This is a genomic window from Mesorhizobium sp. M7A.F.Ca.ET.027.03.2.1, from assembly GCF_003999175.1.
In the GTDB taxonomy this organism is placed as follows: Bacteria; Pseudomonadota; Alphaproteobacteria; order Rhizobiales; family Rhizobiaceae; genus Mesorhizobium.
Window position 1 is genome coordinate 1 of record NZ_RZOM01001959.1, and the last position, 403, is coordinate 403.

Consider the following 403-nt stretch of genomic DNA (forward strand, 5'->3'; position numbering starts at 1 on the left):
GCGGCAGGCCCAGTGCGTTCTGGTCCGGCGTGCGGGAATCCAGCGCACGGACCTCGGCAGCTCGGCCATCCGGAAGCCCAGATAGTCGGTCACGCCGTCATGGTGGATTTGGAGCGATTCGGCCCAGCCGTCGTTGTTGACAGAGAACTGGAAAAAACGGTGATGGAAGTTATTAATCAGCCCTCGGACTTCTGAGCAAGCTGAGCATTTGACGCGCAGCGCTTTCATCAGTCACCAAAGTATTGCAGCCTATTCGCCTGATAGCTGCCAAGATTGCGGCGGCTCGTTGTTCTCCCCCCGATGCGATAACCACGTGCCGTGCGCGTCTCACTGTATCGAGATCAACCGACATCACCCGATCGTTTACCGGATGGTCCACCGTGCGGCCGTCTCGATCCAGGAA

At 58.6% G+C, this 403-nt stretch carries 2 protein-coding genes; both read right to left on the reverse strand.

The window, feature by feature from the left end:
* On the reverse strand, positions 1 to 228 hold a 228-nt coding region (locus tag EN750_RS40245; RefSeq protein WP_210212826.1), incomplete at its 3' end, for a hypothetical protein.
* Positions 173 to 403 (reverse strand): sugar-binding domain-containing protein (locus EN750_RS38970; protein WP_281062403.1); only part of this gene is annotated, 231 nt, incomplete at its 5' end. The genes EN750_RS40245 and EN750_RS38970, both read right to left, overlap by 56 nt.